Raw genomic sequence first — 18,746 nt, forward strand, 5'->3', positions numbered from 1 at the left:
ACCTCCTATATATTATTTTTCTTCTATAAAAATATTTGGAGCTGTATAGTAGTCCCTTGCTCCAGAAATTAAGTTATCTTTTCCTATTCTTGTATAAGGAGCTATAAATTTTTCATTATATATAAACATTCCCAATACTACACCAAAGTCATTTACTTCAATTTTTCCGTCTTTGTTAAATTCTACAAAATGAACTGGATCCATGTCATAATATTCCTGATAAATATAGCCTGTTGCCAGTATTTTTCTTAAGATTTTTTCAAATTCCTCTTGCTTATGGTCCCTTCCTGTATATATTCCATGGGAGGCATAGTCATCTATAGGCTTTAGAATATAGTTGTCCTTATTTTTACTAACTATATTATAATCCTCTTCTGTTTCAAAGTCTTCAGTGTAAGGAATTGATTTATCTAAAAAGTCATTTTCCTCTTTAGATAGAATTTTTCTTGTTTCCTCAAGTCTAAATATTTTATAAGTTGGTTTATAATGCATAATTTGACTTCTAAAGGAGCCTAACATCATAAATGCGTTGTCCTTATATGCATTGATAAATGGTTGTATTTCCTTAAGAATTTTCATTAATTCAACTGTTACTATTCGCCTGTAAACTAAATCTATTTCATAGTCACCGTAAACTAATTTTCCATTTTTATAATCAAGGTCCTTAATGTCTACAATTTCACAGTTTAATCCTAATTTTTCATAGGCTTTTTTAAATTCCCTAAATTCATAAGGAGTTCCTATTTCCAATATGTCCACTATGGCTACATTAGGCTTTTTCCTATTTCCCTTATATTTTTTATACATTTCATAGGATATTTCAGCCCAGGAGTTAATTAAATCAATATTTGATAGTTTATATTTCTTAGACAACTCCTTCATTGCCTCTGTTTCAAGTAATATTGGACCTAGGGTATTATCTTCATTCATAGCAGAAGAGCCATCTGTATTAAATTCTACAAATTTAAATTTATCTCTCCCGTTATAAAAAACATCATATCTACAGATGGGAACAGGTATATCATAACCAGGGTCATGAATTATTAACTCTTCCAACTCTTTTGAAAATTTAAATAATTTCCTATATTCTTTGTTATTTACATATTCTTTGGTTATTTTTTTTGTAATTGACATTAACATGTCAGACATATATTGAAAATCTTTTTTGTTTTCCTTGTCGTAAAATAAACCCTGATAGGTAATAGGTATTGGTTCTCCCTTGTAAATAGCATTTGAATTCTTTACCTTTTCCAACATATTTAAGTAATCCTTATAATAAAAATTTTCATCTTTTTTTATTATATTTACATATTCATTTACATATTTATCGTTATACATTTACTTTTCCGTTTTTAATACTACTGGCTTTACAGCAGCATTAAGTCCTTCCTTTGTATATATTTCTTTAAATTCATCCCTTAATGTTCTTTTAGAATCCAACATTTTTTTCAAAGGTTCTAAGTAATTTCTTTCATTTTCATCTAAACCCTTTGATGCTAGTTCTGTTAAGGTTTTTCCATGTTCTAAAATCGTCTTGTTTAAATAAACAGCATTAATACCATGTTTTTGAACTTCTTCTTTTCCCCTTATTGCCTCTTTATAGCTAGTACCTTTTGCAATTTCACACATTTTCTTTATATTTTCCTCATTGTAAAAAAGTCCTTTTATTAAGGCTACTATTGCAAAATTTAATGGGTATGGTACTGAATCAAACATTCTCATTTCAATATAGGTTTTTACCCTTATGTCCGGAAAAACTATAGATAGTGCATGGAATATTAAACCTTCATCTAATTCATATTCATCTGCAAGGTCCTCTAAAGTTCTATTTTTCGTATAGATATATTCACCATTGTTCTCAATAAAAATCGGAGGAGTATTCAATATTTTTTCTGCATATTTTTCATAACTTATATCTTCATCAAAAGCTATTTCAAAAAGTCCTGACCTTTCCTTGTCTGTATTTTCCCAAATCTTTTGCCTTATTGTATATGTTTCTAATGGTTCCTTTTCAAATATATAGGTATTGTCAAATAAGCCATAAAATATAGGAGTTAATACATTTGACAGAAAGTATTTCCTTTTAAAATCCTCTTCATTTAAATAATCGATTGTTACTTGTAAAGATGCAGTCCCCTTCATCATATTATGAGCCATAGTTCCCTTGTTTTTAAAATAATCATACATATAGTCATATCTTTTTTTAGGAAGTATTTTTATTTCGTCTATTTTCATATTTGGATGGTAACCTAATGAAACTAGCATTTGATTTTTACTATTTAAATACGGTACTAATTCATTAAAAAATTCTTTAAATTTATTTTCCAAATTCCTTATATCCGTATTGGACTTTATAGCAACTTCAAATTGACTACCGGGTTCTGTACTAATGGACAGTTCCCCTTTTTCTAATCCAAGTACATATTCTCCTTCTTTGTAAGGAATAAAATCCTTAGTAGTTAAATACTCCAGTGTTTCACCTACGCCATTTTCACCATAGTATGAAACGGTTTTTAAATCATCTTTATTTACAATAAAATTTTCCATTTCTAAACCAATGGTAATATCTTCTAGTTTTTTCTCACCGGACTTAATATAGTCGGCAATTTTTTTTATTTTTTCTTGTTTTTTCATTATCCCTATCCTATTTTACTAAATCACAAATATCTCCGTTTATTATTTCTATTAAATCCTTTGGAGATATTTTAATTTGCGCCCCTAATTTTCCCCCACTAACATATATTTGATTAAATTCCATGGCGGAATTATCTATTACTGTTTTAAAGAGTTTTTTCATACCTATTGGTGAGCAGCCTCCTCTAATATAACCAGTTAATTTTTTAATATCCTTAACATGTATCATTTCAATTTTCTTAACCTTAACTGATTTTGCAGCCTTTTTTAAGTCCAATTCCCTATTTACAGGAATAACAAAAACATAATTATTTTTATCTGCACCAACTGTTACTAGGGTTTTAAAAACTATATTTAAATCCAGTCCAACCTTATTTGCTACTGAAACTCCATCTATATTTTCATCAACCTCATAATTTATTATTTCAAAATCTATTTTTTTAGATTCTAAAATTCTCATTGCATTTGTTTTACTCTTCTTCATTACTCTCTCACCACTTAATTTATATACCCATTATACCGTTTAATATATTGGAACAATAGGTATAATAATACTGGAGGGTATTATGGAAAAATTCGAAATTAAAGTTACATATATTAATCATAGTTGTTTTTCAATAGAAACAAAAAACTATCTATTTATTATTGATTATTTCAAGGGAGATCTTCCTAAACCAATAATAGGTAAAAAAACAATTTTTATTGTTACACATTCCCATAATGATCATTTTTCAAAAAAGATTTTTGAATATGGAAATTTTAAAGATAATATATATATTTTATCAAAAGATATTATAGAATTGTATAAAAATGAAAATATTATTTATTTAGACAGTCCTAATAATAAAGACGTTGATATTAATACAATGAAAAAAATTTGGAAGAAGGACAATGTCTTTATTTTAGATAAAGATGAAAAGTTTTCCTACCATGACGTAGATTTTTATACCTATGGCTCTACCGATAGAGGATTTTCTATATTAGTTGAATTACCTTATTTAACTTTTTTCCATGCCGGAGATTTAAATGATTGGGAATGGCCGGAAGACACAGATTTAGAAAGAAAACAAATGAAAAGCGATTTTAGGCAAGAAATCGATAAAATTCAAACCGATCAATTGGATTTGGCATTTTTCCCAATTGACCCAAGACTTAAGGAAGATTATGATTTAGGAGTTTCTTATTTTTTAGATGTACTTTCTCCTGAAATCTTATTTCCAATGCATATGTGGGATAATTTAGAATTTTCTAAAAAGTTTAAAGATGATTACGATGATATTTACACAGAAATTAAAGAAATAGATTTTGACGGACAAGAATTTTATATAACAATAGAAGTGGAGTAATACCCTAAAGTTAGAATTTATTGTAACTAGGACTATTTTTCTTATTGGAGATAAGGAGGTTCAAAAATGAGAAAATGGGAATGTACAGTATGTGGTTATATACATGAAGGCGAGTTTCCACCTGACATATGTCCAGTTTGTGGAGCAAGTAAAGATAAATTTATACTTTTAGAAAATGATGACAAAGAAAGTTCAAGAAAGACTTTTACTAAAGAAAACAAACAAGCAGATATTATTGTTGTAGGAAGTGGAGCTGCTGCTTTATCTGCAGCTACTACTGCTATAGCTAATAATCTATCTGTAATAATTTTGGAAAAAGCAAACACATTAGGTGGTACTACTAAACGTTCCGGTGGTAGATATTGGATTCCTAATAATTACTGTCAAAAAAATTCTAATATTTCCGATTCTAAAGAAGATGCTCTATCCTATATGGCAAGGTATTCCTTCCCAACTAAATTCAATAAAGATCTTCCCTATTTAGGACTAAGTGAATATCAATATGAAATGCTGGAAAACTATTACGATGAAAGTGGTCCTATGATTGAATATTTTAAAAAAATAGGGGTTTTTGAAACTGTAATAGACTACGATTGGCAAGGAAATCCCCATGTTGACTATATGGAGAACCTTCCAGAAAACAAGGGAATACTCGGTCGTTCAGTTTATGCTAAAACCGATAATCTCAATAGTGGTGAAGGTGGTAAGGATTTAATTACCCTATTTTTAAAATGGCTTGAAAATCATAATGCCGACATAAGAATAGGTCATAGGGTTATAGATGTTATTAATGACAATAAGGGAAATGTTAGAGGCGTTATAGCAGAAGTTAACGGTAAAAAAGAGGAATTTATAGCTAATAAAGGAGTTATTTTTGGAACAGGAGGCTTCTCCCATAATAAAGACCTACTTCAAAGATTTCATGCCCATCCTTTAATTGGTGGTTGTGCAGTTCCAACTAATACAGGAGACTTTGTAAATATTTCACAGAAAATTGGAGCTCAACTTGGCAATATGACAAATGCCTACAGGGTTCAAAGTATGTTGGAAGTATATCTTGCTAATCCTGAAGGCTCCAGTAGTACCTTCTATTTTGTAGGAGATAGTTTTTTAGAGGTCAACAAGTATGGTAAGAGAGTAGTTAATGAAAAGAGAAACTATAACGACAGAACTCAAATTCACTATGTTTGGGATCCTGTAAAGGGAGAATATCCCAATGAATATCTGTTTTTCATCTTTGATAACAGGGCTTTAAATTATTGGATGGGCTTTCCTCCCTACCCTGCCGGCGACCCTAAAACAATGAACCATATAATAGTTGGTGAAAACATTGAAGACTTAACTAGTCAAATTAAAAATAGACTAAATAATTTAAAAGATAAAATTGGTAATTTTTCTTTAGAAGAAGATTTTAGCAAAAATTTAAAGGACACTATAAAAAGATTTAATGACTTTGCAAAAAATGGTAAGGACTTGGATTTTCATAGAGGTGAAACCAATTATGAATTAAATTATGCTACAATGAGACCATTTATTCCTAATGTTAAATGGCCTTCTGAAGACCAAGTTAATAGGGCAATGTATCCTTTAGATGAAAATGGTCCCTATTATGCAATAATTTTAGCTCCCGGCTCCTTAGATACTAACGGAGGTCCAATGATAAATAAATACGGACAAATTTTAAGGGATTATGACAATCCTATTAAAGGTTTATACGGTGCCGGTAACTGTGTTGCTTCTTCAGGGATAAATGCCTACTGGGGAGCAGGTGCAACAATAGGTCCTGCTATGACCTATGGTCATTTAGCAATACTTCATGCAGCAGGTTTAAAAAAATAATATTAAACTAAATAGTTTAGTAAAGTTACAATAAATATATTAAAATCGAGTAAGAAATTATTTCTTACTCGATTTTCTTTGTTAATATTTCCACTTACTTGTTAGTATTTTGTTAGTTTTAAAATTCCAACAAGTGATATTATATAATATATAAAGTCTTAGGAGATTGATATGAAAGAGTTGGAAATGATAATTATTAGCAAATTAATCTATGTTCTTGTCTTTTTTATTCTTATAATAATATATTTTATTGTTGCTGATAAATTTACAAAAAAAATAATCAAAAAGGTAGATGAAAAATACCCTACAGGTAAGAAAAAATCATTAATAAAATTTTTTATTAACCTAGTTGATATTTTAATTTTTATTTTAATATTTCACCTCTTAGATAAAATCTAAGAGGTGCTTTTAATTTTCTTAATTTTCTAAAGCTAATTTTCTCATTTTTTTAACTTCATCTATAGTTAGGGCTAAAGCTACTACTAAGGCTGCAAAGTCCGCAATTGGTCCTGCAAACATTATTCCCTCTATACCGAATATCATTGGTAATATTATTAATAAGGGAACTAAAAATAAAAATTGTCTTGTTAATGTAACAAATATTCCCTTTATTGGCTTTCCAATAGATGCAAAGAAATTACCAAATAAAGGCATTAGTCCATTTGTTATTGTAAATACCATAAAAATCCTAAAAAATCTTGTTCCAAATTCAAAATATTCCTTGTTTCCCGTTCCAAAGAAGGAGATTATTTCCCGAGGAAATAGCTGAAAACTAAGTAGTGCTAATGTTCCAACTATTAAGTTTATTTTTGTAGTTAATTTTAAGGTATCTTCCACTCTTTTATAATTTTTGGCTCCATAATTATAACCAAATATCGGTTGGCAACCTTGTCCTACACCTACACTTATAGATAAAAATATAAAGTTAACTTTAAATATAATACCAACTACTGCTAAGGGGATAACCGGTCCATATTTTGAAAGAGCTCCATAATGGGCAAGAACATTATTTAAGGTAATTTGCATAATTAGCATAGCAACTTGATTAAAGGAAACAGATGCTCCTAAGGCAAAAATTCTACTGATTAATTTAGTATGAACCTTTAATATTTCCTTTGTTATAGTAAATGTTTTAAATTTATATTTTAAATAATATACACTTAAGGCTGCCGATACTACTTGTCCAATAACCGTTGCCCAAGCAGCACCTGCCATTCCCCATTTAAATACAAATATGAAGATTGGATCCAGTATTGTATTTATTACTGCACCAACTACTACACAAACCATTGCATATTTAGGGCTTCCATCTGCCCTTATAATATTAGATGATGCAGTATTTAGTACTAAAAAAGGAAAACCAAAGCAGATTATTGAAGCATAGGTTTTTGCATAGGGCATAACTTCTTTAGTTGCACCAAATATTTTTAAAAGTGGCGTTATGAATATAATGGATAGTAGAGAAAAAACTATACTCATAAACACCATTAGCACAACTCCATTTCCAATATACTTCTGTGCTAATCTTTCCCTTTTTTCTCCCATTCTTAAATTAAAATTAGCAGCTGTTCCCACACCTATTAGTAAGGAAATAGCTGTAAAAATTGTTGTTAGAGGGAAGGAAACATTTGTAGCAGCGTTTCCTATTACACCTACTCCCCTACCAACAAAAATCTGGTCTACCATATTGTAAATTGCACCAACTAAAGTACTAATTATTGCAGGTAGTGCAAATTTAAAAACCAGTTTTCCAATTGGCTCTATTGCCAAGGAATTTTGTTCTACCTTTTCCGACATTTATACCTCCCAACAACTATTCACTCTAAATAATTAAAACTTTTTTCCTATTTTTAAAATAAACTAACAATTTCCAGGATATACATTTTTAAGATATTTTTTAGCAATTTCTACAAATCTATATATTGTTTCTAGCGGTGTCGGTGAACTATCCCACATTTTATAAGCTGGGAAAAACCTACTAATATGTAATGGAATTTCAGGGTTAATATCTGCAATCCACTTTACCATTTTCTTCAAATCCTCTTCATTGTCATTTAATCCCGGTACAACTAAATTAGTTAATTCTACATGGGTTATTTCCGTTGCCGTTTTTATATTTTTTAATATAGTTTGTAAATCTCCACCAACCCTTTTATAAAAATCTTCTGTAAAAGCTTTAAGGTCAATGTTTACAGCATCAATATGCCCTATTACCTCTTTAAATATTTCATTATTTATACTTCCATTTGTTACAAGTATATTTTTTAAAGAATGTTTATGTATTAATTTAGAACAGTCTAAAACATATTCATATCCTATTAGTGGCTCATTGTAAGTATAGGCTACTCCTATATTTCCCTCAGCTACTAGTTCCTCTGCCATTTCTACCAGCTCTTCCGGTGAAATATACCTTTTATTTATATTAGTTCCATCAGATGTAGCAATAATATAATTTTGACAAAACTCACAGGTAAAGTTACATCCAAAAGAACCTACTGAAAGAATCTTACTTCCCGGCATATAGTTATACAAGGGTTTCTTTTCTATAGGGTCTAAGGAAATTGAAGTTACCTGACCATAATTTATAGAAACAACCTTTCCATCTTTGGCCTGCCTGGCATGACAAAATCCAAATTGCCCTTCATTTAAATTACATCTTCTTGTACAAACATCACATCTTATTTTCATTTATGACGCACCACCTTAAAACGTTCAAGGGTTTGTTTATCGTGAGGATATATTCCTGCCTTTCTTCTGACAATTTTCAATTGTTCTTCCGGAGTGTCAACACCCTCAATATTTGGAAGGAGTAATCCTCTTTTCATACCACTAGTAACAATTAAGCCATACTTAGAAGTATCAAGTTCTTCTAAAGATGATATTGGCTCAGCTTCTTCCAATACATCTACACTATAGACTAATTCATTGAGTTCACTTTCTTCTACCCTTGGAAATCTTGGGTCCCTTGTTCCTGACGATATAGCATTTTCCAAAATTTCCTCTGCTACTGAATCCTTTGTAGGCTCTATAGTTCCTATACAACCTCTTAATTGTCCGTGTTTATAAATAGTTACAAAAACCCCTGCCTTTCTAGAAGTCATCTCCTCAGGTAAATTAGATGGCAGTTTTAATGTCTCATTTGTTCTTATGTAAGTTTCAAGGGATTTTCTTGCTAGTTCAACCCAAGGGTCAGAATTTTTCCTTAAATCCTTAACTCGGTCTTTTTCCTTTTCTTCATAAATTTTATCAAATTTACGGTTCTTATTTTCCCCAATTACTTCAAATTGTCCTGTTGCATAACCTACACCATAAGGTCCTTCTAAAGAAAATAACTCTGACTTTACTTCCTTACTGTCTAAGACTCCTGCCATTATTACAAAAGAACGAAGTCCACAATCGGCAGCTTTTTCCATAAATTCAGGACTAAATTCAAATAGTTTAGAAAAATCGGCAGTTTCTATAATTTCCCCTATTTTTTCATCATAAATCGGTCCTTCCGGTGCAAAACCATAAGGCCCTTCCGGTAATAATTTATGGGATAAATCTCCACTTGCAATATAGACTGCTTTTCTTGAAAGTTCTTCTGATGCTTTTTGAACAACTTTTCCAAATTCATAATGTTTTGTTAAAGACAAACCTGAAAGACCAATTCTTACTAATTTATAGTCCCTATAATATTTGTTTATATAATAAAGAGGTACTAAAATGCCATGGTCTAATTCATCATCTTGCTCTCCAAGAGTGCCTGCTGCTATATTTTTCTCCTGTGCTAATTCACTTATTTTTTCAACTAACTCGTTATCGTAGGGTATTTTCATCTTTACTTCCGGTACTCTAAAATTCCAAAAAGAACCTTCACCAAATTCCCCTGAAGATATATTTATATAATCTGCATAGGGTATAGCATGAGGTGAACTTATTATAATTGTATCCGGTTTAATACTTGCAATAATTTTTGCTACTTTTTCAAATCCTTCAATAGTCTTTTTTGCCTTTCTTTCTTCACCTTTACCAACTTCCGGAACTATTATTGGTGGATGGGCCAATATAAAAGTATTTTTTATAGTCATTTTTTACTCCTTTCTTTAATTTTGAAAACATCTTCCCTAATATAACCTTATCACTTAAAAAGTTTAATTTCCATATTTTCATTGTTTTTTTAATACTTTGATATACTAGTAGTAGGGATATTACTAACTTTAAGAGAAAGGAGACAAAATGATAGAGTTAAAAGGTAAATACAATTATGCTATAGTATTTACAGATGATTTAGAAATTCAAGCTGAAAAACAAATTACCAACTTATTAAATCATGAATTTATAAAGGACAGTAAAATTCGTATTATGCCAGATGTCCATGCAGGTATTGGATGTACAATAGGAACTACAATGACTATTCAAGATAAAATAGTTCCTAACTTAGTAGGAGTTGATATTGGCTGTGGAACTGAAACAGTCCTACTAAAAAATAAAAATATAGAACTTGAAAAACTGGACAAAATAATTCATAATTCAATTCCATCGGGTTTTGAAATTCGTAAAACTGTTCACCCCTATATTGATGAACTGGCTTTAGAAAATTTAAGATGTTTAAACCATATTAATATAAAGCGAGCAAGGTTAAGTTTAGGTACTCTTGGTGGCGGTAATCATTTTATAGAGATTAATGAAGATGAAAATGGCCAGCTTTATTTAGTAGTCCATTCCGGTAGTCGTCATTTAGGAAAACAAGTAGCTGAATATTACCAAAATCTTGCCTTTAAGGATTTAAAGAAGAAAAATATTAGAATAAATAAGAATTTAGCCTATTTAGAAGGAAAACTATTTGATGACTATCTTCATGATATGGCCTTAGTGCAAAAATATGCTGAAAAAAATAGACATGCAATAGTTTCAGAAATAGTAAAGCAAATGAAGTTTAAGGTTATAGACTCCTTTACAACAATTCATAACTATATAGATATTGAAAGTATGATTTTAAGAAAAGGTGCAGTTTCTGCTAAAAAAGGAGAAAGACTATTAATACCAATTAATATGAGGGATGGAAGTCTACTATGTATTGGTAAGGGAAATGAAGAATGGAATTACTCTGCTCCCCATGGTGCCGGTAGAATATTAAGTAGAAGGGCAGCAAAGGAAAGTTTTAAAATGTCCGACTTTAAAAAATCCATGGAAGATATTTATTCAACTACAATAAATAAAGGTACCTTAGATGAAGCACCTTTTGCCTATAAGCCAATAGATGAAATAATTGCAAATATAGGAGATACAGTAGAAATAGTTGGGGTTTTAAAACCCTTGTATAATTTTAAGGCTGTAGAGTAAAAAATAAATATGAAATTTAGCAAGTGTTTTACATAAAAATACTTGCTTTTTATTGTTATTTTATAGGGTATAAATGATTATGAAATATTTATAATAAATATATTTTATAAGGAGAATTGTATATGAATAAGTACACAAATCATTTAATAGACGAGGTTTCACCCTATCTTTTACAACATGCTCATAACCCTGTAGATTGGTATCCTTGGAGTGACGAGGCTTTTGAAAAGGCCACTACTGAAAATAAACCAATTTTTCTTTCAATTGGCTACAGTACCTGTCATTGGTGTCATGTAATGGCCCACGAATCCTTTGAAGATGAAGAAGTTGCAAAAATTTTAAATAAAAACTTCATTTCTATAAAAGTTGACAGAGAAGAACGTCCAGACATAGATTCAATTTACATGAATGTTGCTCAAACATTAACAGGCTCCGGAGGTTGGCCTTTAACTATTATTATGACTCCTGAAAAGAAACCATTTTTTGCCGGAACATATTTTCCTAAAAATAGTAAATATGGAAGAACAGGATTAATTGATCTTTTAAATACAGTTACAGATAAATGGCTAAAGGACAATGAAACTATTTTAAATTCAAGTAAGGAAATAACCTTAGCCATTAAAAACTATGAGGAATCTAAAATCAATAAAGTAGTAAAAAACAATAAGGATTCAATTATTGACGCTATTGAAGGTTTAGAAGGTAATTTTGACTCTCAATACGGTGGATTTGGAAATGCTCCTAAATTTCCAACACCTCATAATTTACTATTTTTACTACATTGCCATAAACTTGGTTTAAGTAAAAACGCCCTAGCTATTGTAGAAAAAACCTTAACTTCAATGTATAAAGGAGGAATTTTCGACCATATTGGCTATGGTTTTTCCCGATATTCCACAGATAGTAAGTGGCTAGTTCCCCATTTTGAAAAAATGCTTTACGACAATGCCTTATTAGTTATAGTGTATTCTCAGGCCTATCAAATTACTAAAAAAACCATCTATAAATATATTGTTGAAAAAACCTTAGAATATATTTCCAGGGAAATGACATCAAAGGATGGCGGCTTTTATTCTGCCCAAGATGCAGATAGTGAAGGTGAAGAAGGAAAATATTATACTTGGGACTACGATGAAATAATAAAAATTCTAGGAAAAGATAATGGTGAAGATTTTTGTAAATTTTATAATGTAAGTAAAAGAGGAAACTTTGAAGGTAAAAATATTTTAAATTTAATTAATAATGATGAACTTTTACCTAATAACGAAATAAAAGAAAGTATAAATAAACTATATAATTACAGATTAAAGAGATACCCCCTTCATAAAGACGATAAAATACTTGTTTCTTGGAACTCAATGATGATTACAGCCTATGCTATTGCAGGAAGGGTTTTTGAAAATAATAATTATGTAGATATAGCTGAAAAAGGATTGGATTTTATAAAAAACAATTTAACAAAAGAAGATAATTCCCTTTATATAAGTTACAGGGAAGGCAATGTAAGTGGTAAGGGGCTTTTAGATGACTATGCCTATTTGGCTTGGGCTAATTTAGAAATGTACAAGACTAGCTACAAACCTGAATATCTTCTTAGTTGTAAAAATATTTTTAATAAAATAGAAAAGGACTTCCTTGACCCTAAGGGCGGATACTTTTTAAGTGCTAAAGACTCAAAGGATTTAATATACAGGCCTAAAGAATTTTACGATGGAGCTGTTCCTTCAGCTAATTCAATACTTGTATATGTTTTTTCCAAATATTCTAAATTAACGGGAGATTCCACTATTCAAAATAGTTTAGACAAACAACTAAAGGTTTATTCTTCCCTATTTGAATCCCAGCCCTTAGCCTATACCTTTGGCTTACAGGCACTACTTTTAAATATTTATCCTACTAAGGAATTGGTTTCCATTATAGAATCAGAAGATATAGAAGCTTTGAAAAAGGAATTTTCTAATATTTACAATCCACAAATTACAAATTTAGTAATTACAGAGGAAGTAAAAGACACTATTAAAAAATTAGCTCCTTTTACAGAAAGCTATTTAGAAAATAGTAAACTACCATCTTATTATTTATGTGAAAACTACACCTGTTTAGAACCGGTAAATAGCATTGATGAAATTATAAAGGAAATAGGGTAAAAAAAAGTGTGAAAACTTAGATTTTCACACTTTTTCTTTTTAATAACTACTTTGATTTTATTGGAAAATAGATTTCTGTAATATTATCCTCTGGAGCTACTTCATGTACATTTGTTAAATATATTTCAAAAGGTGCTGAAGATAAAATATAATTATTTTCTTCTATCCATTTAACAATTGCTGCATAAGTTTCTGATAATTCAGTATATGCTCCTCTATGAATTGCCATTACACAGGTTTTTGGTTGAAATATTCTTGTACCAGCAACTTCTTCTAATATAGGAATTGCTAGTTCAGTATCTGTACTTTCAGGTATAAATTCCTCATCATAGTAAATGGTCATAGGAGGTCCTGTAATTGTTAATTTTTCAATTTCAATTCTTTTAAATAGTTTCTTAACATATTTATTATAATCTTCTATATTCATTACATTTCTTGTAGATAAAATATTAGTTTTTGGAAAATCGTTAATTTTAATTTCTATATTATCCATATAGGCCATAATATTATCTCCTTTTTCTAAAATATTAAGGTCCTTCTCCATTACCTTTAACAAGTAATTACTTTCTGAAATCTTTATTTTTAATTTTTTTCTTTTTTCTTTAATCATATTTATTAATTTCTTATTATTATTTGAATTACTTATTACATTTTTTACTTCATCTAATGAAAAACCATATTTTTTGAATTTTTGAATTAATATCATATCATCTAGTTGATCTATATTATAATATCTATAGCCTGAATACTCATCAACTTTAGCTGGTTTTAAAAGATTTATTTCGTCATAATAATGTAAAGTCTTTACCGTTGTATTAGATATTTTAGAGAACTGACCAATCGTTAACATAAAGGTACCTTCTTTCTTTGTATTAATACTATAATCAGTATATTATATCCTGCTACAGGAGAGTCAATACCATATGATAAAATCTATTTAAAAATTATTAATATAAAAAAAGATACCCTTACGAGTATCTTATTTAAAATAAGTTCTATAGGATTTTCTAATATCAAATAACATTTCTATAAAGGAAGGGTAGTAGGATAAAAATTTATCTTCTTTTATTAATTTTATGATTTCATCCTTACTTGCCCATTTTACTCTTTCCACTTCCTCTTTTTGTAATTTTAATCTACTTATATCTATTTCTTTTTCTAGTAGAAAAATGTCATCAAATCCGGTAGGAAAGTTTAAGGTTAAATGAGGTCTAATATCTTTTAAATCCAATTTTATACCAAGTTCTTCAAAGGTTTCCCTCTCAGCAGCTTGGTAACTTTCTTCTCCTGTTATGGCATTACCACCTGCTGTTAAATCCCACAAACCAGCTCTTATTTTCATAAAGGCTTGTCTTTTTTGTATTAACATTTCCCCCTTGGAGTTAAATATACAAACATGAACTGCTAAATGGTATTGGTTATACCCTATTTTACAATCTGTACCTGTTACACCTATTTTATTTCTATATTTATCATATATATCCCAAGTTTCCATACTTTACCTCTAGAATTTTAAATATCTTTTGCTAAATTATATAAGGCTAAGGTATATATTTCAAGGTTTTTTAAAAGATCTTCTTCTGTCATATATTCATTTTCCTTATGAGCTATTCCCTTTTGTCCCGGAAAGGATGGTCCAAAGGCAACTATATTAGGCATTTTTCTTGCATAGGTTGCTCCAGTTGTTGTTACAGGTCTTCCATCTAAGCCGGTAGATTTTTCATAGGCATCCTGTAATAATTTTAGTCTTTTATCATCCTTTGGAAATATTACACTTGGCATTGATTTAATTATTTCCATTTGGCTGTTTTCAGGAATATTATTTTTTAAATTCCTAACTAATTCATCTTCTTTTATAGTTACAGGATATCTGGAACTAAATTGAATTTCTATTTTGTTATTTTCTTTTTTTATATTGGTTAAGGAAACTTGAGTTACTCCTGAATCTAAATCTTCAAATCTAATTCCTAAATTTTTTCCTTCATAATCTGAAAAGGAATCATAAAGCCAAGTCATATATTTGCTTAATTTATTATCTGAATCCTTTAAATCCCTTGCCATTAAAAGTATTGCATTGTTTCCCATTTCCGGAGCATTTGAAGGTGATTTTTTACCCTTGTATATTTTTTCTTCTTTGTTTTTATATACTATTTTTACCTTATCCGGTATAAAACTGGAACTAAATTCTCCACTTATTTTATTTATTATGTCCAGCTCATTATTTTCAAATAAAGTTGTTAGCTTTATTCTAACAACTCCTCTTTCGCCATAAACTACAGGATATTTACAATCCGGCGTATAGCCAAACACCGGAGGTTTTTCTTTTTGTAAATATAGGTCAATATCCTTTGAACCATTTTCTTCGTTGGAGCCGAAAATAATTCTTATTGGTGTTTTAGGAAGAATATTTAATCTTTTTAATATATATAATCCAAATAAATTAGCTAAAATCGGTCCCTTGTTGTCCAGTATTCCTCTGGCATAAAAGACACCGTCCTTTAAGGTTAATTTATATGGATTTGTACTCCAACCATCGCCTGCTGTTACTACATCTAAATGTCCAAAAATTCCAATGTATTCCTTACCTTCTCCATATTGAATGTAGGTCATTGCATTATTTACAATTTTACCTTTAAAGCCTAATTTTGTTCCAATTTCCAATATTTTTTCCAATGCTTTCTTAGGATATTTACCAAAGGGAGCATCTTCTTCAGCTTCTCCAAGTTCACTGGGTATTTCTATTATTTCTTCTAATACTTTATAAAAATCTTCTTTTATTATCTCTATTTCTTTTTTTATAGTATTATATATTTCCAATTTATTTTCTTCCATATTCATTTCCGTTCATTTCATAAAAATGATAACCTGCTCCTATTAAGTTGGCATCATTTCCATAATTTGCCTTTCTAATGTCAGGATATAAAGGAGAGCGTTGACCATATTGCATTATTTTATCCATTTCTTTTTCAATATTTTCAACTAGGTCCTCTTTTGCTGTAATTCCTCCACCAAGTACAATAATTTCTGGATCTATTATATATTGTAAATTATAAATACCTAAGGCCAGATAGTGAAATAATTCCTCTACAGCTTTCTTACATATTTCATCGCCTGAATCTGCTAAATTAAAAACCTCTTCTCCTGATAGTTCTATATTTTTAATTTTAGACACTTTTTCAGCCATATGAACTGCTGAGCCTAGTATTGCCCATTCATTTCTTCCATCAATTAACATCATCCCAAATTCCCCTGCGAAAGAATGAGAACCTTCCTGAATTTTCCTATTATATACTATAGAACCTCCAATTCCTGTTCCTATTACTACAAATATCATATCTCTCTTGTCCTTTAAGGATTCATGGTTAATTTCTGCAATACATGCACAATTAGCATCATTTTCAAAAGTTACAGGTATTTTAAACTCCTGTTCAAATATTGTAAGAAATTCCGGATTATGAATATATCTTAAAGAACTGGCACCATCTATTTTTCCTGTGTCATAATTAGGAATACCTGGAACACTAAAGGCTATACCTTCTATATTTTCTATTTTTTTATATTCATAAATTGTTTTAAATAATTCTTTTTCCATATCTGCCCAATTATCAGGCGATGAAAAAGATTTTTTGTTTTCTAATTTTTCATTATTCCATAAGGCGGTTTTTACACTGCTTCCGCCAATATCTATTGAAATTATCATATAATTATCCTAATCTAATGGTTTTTTTATTCTTTTTTCATAAGCGTCAAGCCATTCTTGAGAAGCTACTTCCACTAAGGTAGTTTTGTTTGGTCCCGGATTGGCAATGTAAATTTCTACTTCTTCAGTATCGGTACCAACTACAAAAGAAAATTCAACATTTGTAGCTATTCCCCATTCACCTTGCTTATTCATACATACTAAGGACATTGCTCCAGCTTTTCCCCTAAGTTTTTTTAATCTCTCATCAAAATCATATAAGGCTTTATTTGCAGCTTCTTGAGGGTGAAGTCCTTCTTTCATAAGCCTAACTATTTCATAGCTTAAACAGCCCTTCATTAAATCTTCACCAAGTCCTGTTGCAGCTGCTCCACCAATTTCACTATCACAGTAAAATCCTGACCCAGATAAAGGAGAATCTCCTATTCTTCCTTCCTTCTTCATAAATAATCCACTACTTGAAGTTCCAACTGCCATACTTCCCTTTGTGTCAAGAACAACCATTCCAATAGTGTCATGGCCGTCATAAGGAGATAAACCCTTTGATTCAATTTCCTTTAGTCTAATTTCCCACATTCTTTTAGCCCTATCGGAAAGCATGTTTTTTATTTCAAAATTATTTTTTGTAGCGTATTTAGTTATTCCATCGCCAACTAAAAATATATTAAACCTTTCATGACTTAGATTTTCAGCAACTTCTATTGGATTTTTTATATTTCTACTTCCTGCTATAGCACCTATGTCAAAATTATCTCCATTCATAAATGCAGCATCAAGCTCTACTATTCCTTCTTCGTTAGGAAGTCCACCAAAACCAACAGATTTAAAAAATGGATAATCCTCTGTTTTTTTTATAGATTCGACTAAGGCCTCTCCACAGGACAAACCTTCTTTTAATTTAGGAATAGTGTCTATAATTCCTTCATAGGCCATACGCCAAGTTGCTATCATTCCATATTTCATATATTTCACTCCACTAATTTATTTAAAGATGATAAATTTGAACATCAGATGCTAAAAATAGATTTTCTATTGATTTTTCCGGTTTTTTGTCTGTAAAAATACCATTAATATCATCAAAATGTGCATATTTATAGGATTCGTTAAAATAAAATTTTTCATTTTCTATCATAACGTATTTATGACGACTATTATTTATTATTGCTTTTTTAGTAAGACCATCCTCGGCCCCTAAAGTAGTAAAGGTACTATCTCTAATGTCTATTCCACAAGTTCCTAAAAAAGCCTTGTCAAAACTATAATCGCCAATATATTCTATTGTTAAGGCTCCCATAAAACCATTTACTTTTGAATGCATTGTTCCACCAGTTCCTACAGCTGTAATTAAAGGATTTTTTACTAATGTTTGCAATATATCTATCATATTACTTACAACTAAGATTTTTTTATTACTCTCTGCCAATAATCTGGCTAATAAAATATTAGTTGTTGAAATATCTAGAAATATTGTTTCATTTTCCTTTATGTATTCAAAAGCTTTTTTAGCTATACGTTCTTTTTGAGCAACATGGTACATTTTTCTATCTACTACTTCTCTTTGTAAGGGATAATCTTTAGACAATATTGCTCCACCATAAGTTCTTCTTAATTTACCATCATTTTCTAAAACTTTTAAGTCTTTTCTTATACAGTCATCAGTTACTGAAAAAATATTACTTAATTCTTTTACTTTTACTTTTCCTTCTTTTTTTAATATTTTTTCAATTTCTGCATGCCTTTCTTCAGCAAACATAA

17 protein-coding genes are annotated in these 18,746 nt (G+C 29.8%); 5 read left to right on the top strand and 12 right to left on the bottom strand.

The window, feature by feature from the left end:
* Nucleotides 1-12: 12 nt before the first annotated feature.
* Genes WAO56_RS06365 through ybaK form a run of 3 tightly spaced genes read right to left on the bottom strand, consistent with a single transcriptional unit; the run spans nt 13 to nt 3,118 of the window.
* Nucleotides 13-1,338, bottom strand: a complete 1,326-nt coding sequence (locus tag WAO56_RS06365) for a glutathionylspermidine synthase (RefSeq protein WP_422143278.1) — start codon at nt 1,336-1,338, stop codon at nt 13-15.
* Nucleotides 1,339-2,634 carry a glutamate--cysteine ligase gene (locus tag WAO56_RS06370; RefSeq protein WP_422143277.1) on the bottom strand — a complete coding sequence of 432 codons (1,296 nt, stop codon included), beginning with the start codon at nt 2,632-2,634 and terminating at the stop codon, nt 1,339-1,341.
* Nucleotides 2,635-2,644: 10 nt separating this feature from the next.
* Nucleotides 2,645-3,118: a Cys-tRNA(Pro) deacylase gene (gene ybaK, locus WAO56_RS06375; protein ID WP_422143276.1), complete on the bottom strand. Its 474-nt coding sequence runs from the start codon at nt 3,116-3,118 to the stop codon at nt 2,645-2,647.
* Between the two features lie 82 nt (nt 3,119-3,200).
* Between ybaK and WAO56_RS06380 the strand changes: the two genes are divergently transcribed.
* From WAO56_RS06380 to WAO56_RS06390, 3 genes are all read left to right on the top strand, one after another.
* Nucleotides 3,201-3,980, top strand: coding sequence for an MBL fold metallo-hydrolase (locus WAO56_RS06380; RefSeq protein WP_422143275.1), 780 nt, complete (start codon nt 3,201-3,203; stop codon nt 3,978-3,980).
* 66 nt (nt 3,981-4,046) lie between these two features.
* On the top strand, nt 4,047-5,819 hold the full coding sequence (locus tag WAO56_RS06385) for an FAD-dependent oxidoreductase (protein WP_422143274.1): 1,773 nt from the start codon (nt 4,047-4,049) through the stop codon (nt 5,817-5,819).
* A 171-nt stretch (nt 5,820-5,990) separates the two neighbouring features.
* Nucleotides 5,991-6,218, top strand: coding sequence for a hypothetical protein (locus tag WAO56_RS06390; protein ID WP_422143273.1), 228 nt, complete (start codon nt 5,991-5,993; stop codon nt 6,216-6,218).
* A gap of 18 nt (nt 6,219-6,236) precedes the next feature.
* Here the strand turns inward: WAO56_RS06390 and WAO56_RS06395 are convergent, their stop codons facing one another.
* The 3 genes from WAO56_RS06395 to amrA form a co-directional block, all read right to left on the bottom strand.
* A complete protein-coding gene (locus WAO56_RS06395; protein ID WP_422143272.1) occupies nt 6,237-7,616 on the bottom strand; it encodes an MATE family efflux transporter in 1,380 nt (459 codons plus the stop codon).
* Nucleotides 7,617-7,679: 63 nt separating this feature from the next.
* Entirely contained in the window at nt 7,680-8,507 is an 828-nt protein-coding gene (amrS, locus tag WAO56_RS06400; protein ID WP_422143271.1) for an AmmeMemoRadiSam system radical SAM enzyme, read from the bottom strand.
* Nucleotides 8,504-9,889 carry an AmmeMemoRadiSam system protein A gene (amrA, locus tag WAO56_RS06405; protein WP_422143270.1) on the bottom strand — a complete coding sequence of 462 codons (1,386 nt, stop codon included), beginning with the start codon at nt 9,887-9,889 and terminating at the stop codon, nt 8,504-8,506. The genes amrS and amrA overlap by 4 nt, the downstream gene beginning before the upstream one ends.
* 148 nt (nt 9,890-10,037) lie before the next feature.
* Between amrA and WAO56_RS06410 the strand changes: the two genes are divergently transcribed.
* Nucleotides 10,038-11,144 carry an RtcB family protein gene (locus tag WAO56_RS06410; protein ID WP_422143269.1) on the top strand — a complete coding sequence of 369 codons (1,107 nt, stop codon included), beginning with the start codon at nt 10,038-10,040 and terminating at the stop codon, nt 11,142-11,144.
* 122 nt (nt 11,145-11,266) lie between these two features.
* Nucleotides 11,267-13,291, top strand: a complete 2,025-nt coding sequence (locus tag WAO56_RS06415; protein WP_422143268.1) for a thioredoxin domain-containing protein — start codon at nt 11,267-11,269, stop codon at nt 13,289-13,291.
* A 46-nt stretch (nt 13,292-13,337) separates the two neighbouring features.
* Here WAO56_RS06415 and WAO56_RS06420 read toward each other — a convergent pair whose 3' ends face one another.
* The 6 genes from WAO56_RS06420 to WAO56_RS06445 form a co-directional block, all read right to left on the bottom strand.
* The gene (locus tag WAO56_RS06420; RefSeq protein ID WP_422143267.1) at nt 13,338-14,141 is read right to left on the bottom strand and encodes a MerR family transcriptional regulator; all 804 of its coding nucleotides are present in this window, start codon (nt 14,139-14,141) and stop codon (nt 13,338-13,340) included.
* 129 nt (nt 14,142-14,270) lie between these two features.
* Nucleotides 14,271-14,786: an NUDIX hydrolase gene (locus tag WAO56_RS06425; protein WP_422143266.1), complete on the bottom strand. Its 516-nt coding sequence runs from the start codon at nt 14,784-14,786 to the stop codon at nt 14,271-14,273.
* A gap of 17 nt (nt 14,787-14,803) precedes the next feature.
* Nucleotides 14,804-16,123: a Sapep family Mn(2+)-dependent dipeptidase gene (locus WAO56_RS06430; RefSeq protein ID WP_422143265.1), complete on the bottom strand. Its 1,320-nt coding sequence runs from the start codon at nt 16,121-16,123 to the stop codon at nt 14,804-14,806.
* Nucleotides 16,110-16,991, bottom strand: a complete 882-nt coding sequence (locus WAO56_RS06435; protein WP_422143264.1) for an ROK family protein — start codon at nt 16,989-16,991, stop codon at nt 16,110-16,112. Before WAO56_RS06435 ends, WAO56_RS06430 begins: the two co-directional genes overlap by 14 nt.
* 9 nt (nt 16,992-17,000) lie before the next feature.
* Nucleotides 17,001-17,954: a N(4)-(beta-N-acetylglucosaminyl)-L-asparaginase gene (locus WAO56_RS06440; protein ID WP_422143263.1), complete on the bottom strand. Its 954-nt coding sequence runs from the start codon at nt 17,952-17,954 to the stop codon at nt 17,001-17,003.
* 22 nt (nt 17,955-17,976) lie between these two features.
* Nucleotides 17,977-18,744, bottom strand: a complete 768-nt coding sequence (locus tag WAO56_RS06445; RefSeq protein ID WP_422143262.1) for a DeoR/GlpR family DNA-binding transcription regulator — start codon at nt 18,742-18,744, stop codon at nt 17,977-17,979.
* Between the last annotated feature and the right edge of the window lie 2 nt (nt 18,745-18,746).

Origin of the sequence: Miniphocaeibacter sp., from assembly GCF_049276255.1 — a bacterium.
Taxonomy (GTDB): Bacteria; Bacillota; Clostridia; order Tissierellales; family Peptoniphilaceae; genus Miniphocaeibacter.

Bases quoted from the DNA above. Each gene is read 5' to 3' on its own strand.
- WAO56_RS06390 (WP_422143273.1), top strand. From the start codon at position 5,991: ATGAAAGAGTTGGAAATGATAATTATTAGCAAATTAATCTATGTTCTT.
- WAO56_RS06440 (WP_422143263.1), bottom strand. From the start codon at position 17,954: ATGAAATATGGAATGATAGCAACTTGGCGTATGGCCTATGAAGGAATT.
- WAO56_RS06380 (WP_422143275.1), top strand. From the start codon at position 3,201: ATGGAAAAATTCGAAATTAAAGTTACATATATTAATCATAGTTGTTTT.
- WAO56_RS06410 (WP_422143269.1), top strand. From the start codon at position 10,038: ATGATAGAGTTAAAAGGTAAATACAATTATGCTATAGTATTTACAGAT.
- WAO56_RS06445 (WP_422143262.1), bottom strand. From the start codon at position 18,744: ATGTTTGCTGAAGAAAGGCATGCAGAAATTGAAAAAATATTAAAAAAA.
- amrS (WP_422143271.1), bottom strand. From the start codon at position 8,507: ATGAAAATAAGATGTGATGTTTGTACAAGAAGATGTAATTTAAATGAA.
- WAO56_RS06395 (WP_422143272.1), bottom strand. From the start codon at position 7,616: ATGTCGGAAAAGGTAGAACAAAATTCCTTGGCAATAGAGCCAATTGGA.
- WAO56_RS06430 (WP_422143265.1), bottom strand. From the start codon at position 16,123: ATGGAAGAAAATAAATTGGAAATATATAATACTATAAAAAAAGAAATA.
- WAO56_RS06420 (WP_422143267.1), bottom strand. From the start codon at position 14,141: ATGTTAACGATTGGTCAGTTCTCTAAAATATCTAATACAACGGTAAAG.
- ybaK (WP_422143276.1), bottom strand. From the start codon at position 3,118: ATGAAGAAGAGTAAAACAAATGCAATGAGAATTTTAGAATCTAAAAAA.
- WAO56_RS06435 (WP_422143264.1), bottom strand. From the start codon at position 16,991: ATGATAATTTCAATAGATATTGGCGGAAGCAGTGTAAAAACCGCCTTA.
- WAO56_RS06385 (WP_422143274.1), top strand. From the start codon at position 4,047: ATGAGAAAATGGGAATGTACAGTATGTGGTTATATACATGAAGGCGAG.
- WAO56_RS06425 (WP_422143266.1), bottom strand. From the start codon at position 14,786: ATGGAAACTTGGGATATATATGATAAATATAGAAATAAAATAGGTGTA.
- amrA (WP_422143270.1), bottom strand. From the start codon at position 9,889: ATGACTATAAAAAATACTTTTATATTGGCCCATCCACCAATAATAGTT.
- WAO56_RS06365 (WP_422143278.1), bottom strand. From the start codon at position 1,338: ATGTATAACGATAAATATGTAAATGAATATGTAAATATAATAAAAAAA.
- WAO56_RS06370 (WP_422143277.1), bottom strand. From the start codon at position 2,634: ATGAAAAAACAAGAAAAAATAAAAAAAATTGCCGACTATATTAAGTCC.
- WAO56_RS06415 (WP_422143268.1), top strand. From the start codon at position 11,267: ATGAATAAGTACACAAATCATTTAATAGACGAGGTTTCACCCTATCTT.